This is a genomic window from Butyrivibrio sp., assembly GCF_024699075.1.
The window spans coordinates 1-3,905 of the sequence record NZ_JAILQF010000350.1 but is presented as its reverse complement, the minus strand read 5'-3'; the positions used below and the strand labels follow the sequence as shown (position 1 = coordinate 3,905).

Here is a 3,905-nt window from a genome sequence, read left to right as displayed (position 1 = left end):
TAATACATTAAAATCGCCTGCCCAAGAAACCATGATGGGATCAAGGTCATTGTATTCATAGGTTGTATCGAAGCTGTCTCTGTCTGTCTTTGTGATAAGGCGGCCATACTGGTCGTATTCATATGTTTCTTCCTGGCCAAGAGCGTCGGTTACTTAAGTCACAAAAAATACCAATTGCAATTACTCTAATCATGTTCATTGCTGTTTTCTCTTATCTCAATCACATCAAATTGCTCTAACATAAAAAAATGATATGCCTGCGTAAGTAGTTTAGATGGCCCCATATTACCTATTCCGGTTTTTCCTATATATGTCATATGTAAAAGAGTATTATCACCAAATGATTCAATTTTAACATTGTAAGTATGCCCATAATCTTTGTTACCACTACCATTAGTAGCAATATTAAGAGCGCCAAAAACTAATTCCCCTTCAGTATTGGATTTTTTAGTAAAAGTCCAAGATTTTAAATACTTACTAGTAAAAGCTGAATCTAGTTTGTACATGACATAGGAACTATTATCCTTAATTAAATATGTAATTCCATCAATCGTTTTTATATCCTCATTCTCATTCTTAGGATTTCTAAGCTTTTGATTATTTACTTCAATAACAATATGTCTAATGATAAATATAATAATCAATAAATAAAATATAATCATTTATGCTCCTAAATAACTGGTGCTTTAAAAATATAAAATATATGTAAAGACTTTTCCAAAATGTCATCGTATAAATCACATTTTCACCAAGCAATTATTACTTTTTCATCAAAAACTTTTTTAGTTTTTATAATGGCATCCGATTTTTTAATAAATATCCGGAATGAATACTCCATATCTGTCAATTTCATCTGTACCATCGAATAGGATTTTTTCATCACCATCGTATATTTTCATCATATCATCCGCTTTAACTATTATTAGGTATTTAACACCTATCAAATCAGCATTTTGAGTATCATCGGTATAGGTCTTAATGTCAATAAAATAATCCTCGTTAGCAGTGCTGATATAATAACACGTATAAAGAAATTTAATTTTATAGGTTGAATCAGATGATTCCATAGAACTTCCTGATCCATTCCCTTCTTCATATGAAATAATAGATCCATCTTGTCCCATTCGTCCTCTTCTTCATCTACTCCAATAGTTGCAAATGCATCATCTCATGTAGGCTTTGTTGGCGCTACAACACTATTGGTAGTGATGACATATTCACCGTCTTCTGTATTACCGATGAGGAATCCGGTGCATCCTAGGATGATGTATTCCTTACCCAGAATAAATACATGTGAGAATACTACTGCGAATGCAGTAAATCTGAATTAGATAGATAATACAATCTATGAAACTTTTTCATCTCCCACAACTAATTACAAAACTATGATTTATTTGATTTATATGTGTTATCTGTAAGAAGCTCCCCATTTTTCTTACAGCCCCAAAACACATAATAATGATAATATGGCAAGAATACAAGATGTATTGAAAAATTTTTATTTTATGATGTAGGTGCCAAAAGTCACATCATAATATACTATTAATTGCAAAAGAAGCCGCTAAAATAGCGGCTTCCATGATTAACTTTTTTAACTTATTCAACTGTTACAGATTTTGCAAGGTTTCTAGGCTGATCAGGATCATTGCCCTTACCTACTGATGTGTAATATGCAAGGATCTGAAGTACTACAACAGATTCAAATACTGACAGTTCATCTCTTACATCAGGTATACTGATATGAACATCACAAACTGTTCCATCTGTAATCTCTTTATCCTTACTTATAAGGATTACATAAGCACCTCTTGCTTTAACCTCTCTTATGTTGGATACAACCTTACTGTAAACTGACTGCTGAGTAGCAATAGCTATTACAGGAGTACCCTCTGTTATAAGAGATATTGTTCCATGCTTAAGTTCACCTGCAGCATAAGCCTCTGCATGTATATAGCTGATCTCTTTAAGTTTAAGAGCACCTTCCATTGAAAGAGTATAGTCAAGACCTCTTCCAATAAAGAAAGCATCTTCAGCATTAACCATGCGGCTTGCCTGAGCTGACACCTTATCTTCAAGCTTAAGAACTTCTTCGATCATAGAAGGAACATTCTTAAGACCTGAAATAAATTCTCTTATCTCAGACTCAGAAGCTCTGCCTGTTACAAGGCCAAGCTTACATCCTACAAGATACATGGCTGCTACCTGAACTGAGTATGCCTTAGTTGATGCAACTGCAATTTCGGGACCTGCATGTGTATAAAGTGCATATCCGCTTTCACGGGCAATTGTTGAACCCTTAACATTAACAATTGCAAGTGTTCTTTCAGTATATTTCTTTGCAAGACGGAGTGCTTCAAGTGTATCAATTGTCTCACCTGACTGTGATACAACGATTACAAGTGTCTTATCATCAATAGTAGGTCTTTCATATCTGAACTCTGAAGCAATAGCTACAGTAACAGGGATTCCGAACTTATTCTGAATAAGTGTACGTCCTACATTGCCGGCATACATAGCTGTTCCGCAGGCAATAACTGTAATATCGTGCACACCTTCAAAAAGTGAATCCGGAATATTGTCATCTTCAAAATTTGGAAGAAGATCCTTAACACGAGGATTAATAGTATCAGCAAGAGCTCTTGGCTGCTCATGTATCTCTTTGATCATGTAATGAGGATAGCCATCTTTCTGAGCTGTTGATACATCCCAGTCAACTGTAAGGTACTCAGGCTCTACTACATTTCCTTCCAGATCCTCTAATGTGATACCCTCGTCTTTTAATGTAAGAATATGATATTCAGGAACAACAAAATATTTATTACTAAATTCAATAAATGCTGTAAGGTCAGAAGCAATAAAAGAACCCTCACCATCAGTATGAGCAGCAACAAGTGGGCTTACATTACGTACTGCATATACTTCACCCGGATGTCCTTTAAATAAAATACAGAAGGCAAAAGATCCCTTGAGCTCTTTAACAGCAGCTCTTATGGCAGCCTTAGGATCTCCGGAATAATTCTTACTGATAACAGCAGCTGCAACCTCTGTATCTGTATCGGATTTAAGCTTTCCCTTAAGACCATACTTCTCAATAAGTTCATGATAGTTCTCTATTATACCGTTATGAAGAAGAGTAACATCACCGTACTTATGAGGATGAGCATTAGCATTGGTAACACCACCATGAGTTGCCCATCTTGTATGACCGATACCTGTAACAGATGAGTTCTCATCATCACAGATAGCTCTAAGGTCATTGACCTTACCTGCTGTCTTTCTTATGGATACATGATTGCCATTATCCTTAAAGAAAGCTATTCCGGCACTATCGTAGCCTCTATACTCAAGTCTCTGAAGTCCATCAAGAAGAATATCCTGAGCAGGCTTATGTCCTGCAAATCCAATAATTCCACACATATATATATATTCCTTTCATGTCAATGTTCAAAGTAGATCAATTGTTCATGACAGCAGTCAATTTGTTGCCGGATCATTCCGGTATTTATAACTGCCTTACGCATTCATGAATACGTCCGGGCATCCGCCGAATAATTCGATAAACCCGAATCCTCGTTAACCGCACTCTGCGGTACATGGCGCTAAAGTTTCTAAACTTTTCGAAATCTAAGTCCTCCTAACACTTAAACTAAGTCATCTTAACACATTTTATACCTAAAAACAAGAAAGGCACCCACTCCTTACCCTATATTCCGTCAGATATAGGCTTGTAATTAGTGGATGCCATAAAATGCTAAAGTATAGTTTCTTGAATGTAAATTACAGAAACGCGCATTTACTGCGTGTTTCGTGATTCAATGAATCGGTTGGTAAATAGGCCCAATGCCGAAGGCATTCTCAATTGGCCTATTTACTGCATTTTTGAATCTTTGATTCAAAAATGTATA

Annotated in this window: 3 protein-coding genes; all 3 read right to left on the bottom strand. The window is 35.7% G+C overall.

The window, feature by feature from the left end; genetic code table 11:
• Positions 1-185 precede the first annotated feature (185 nt).
• The 3 genes from K6G87_RS14220 to glmS all read right to left on the bottom strand — a co-directional run bounded on the left by K6G87_RS14220 (position 186) and on the right by glmS (position 3,417).
• Entirely contained in the window at positions 186-662 is a 477-nt protein-coding gene (locus K6G87_RS14220) for a hypothetical protein (RefSeq protein ID WP_296838656.1), read from the bottom strand.
• A 147-nt stretch (positions 663-809) separates the two neighbouring features.
• The gene (locus tag K6G87_RS14215; protein WP_296838653.1) at positions 810-1,124 is read right to left on the bottom strand and encodes a DUF5104 domain-containing protein; all 315 of its coding nucleotides are present in this window, start codon (positions 1,122-1,124) and stop codon (positions 810-812) included.
• A 472-nt stretch (positions 1,125-1,596) separates the two neighbouring features.
• Positions 1,597-3,417 (bottom strand): glutamine--fructose-6-phosphate transaminase (isomerizing), encoded by a 1,821-nt coding sequence (gene glmS / locus K6G87_RS14210; protein WP_296838650.1) that lies wholly within the window; start codon positions 3,415-3,417, stop codon positions 1,597-1,599.
• Positions 3,418-3,905: the final 488 nt, after the last annotated feature.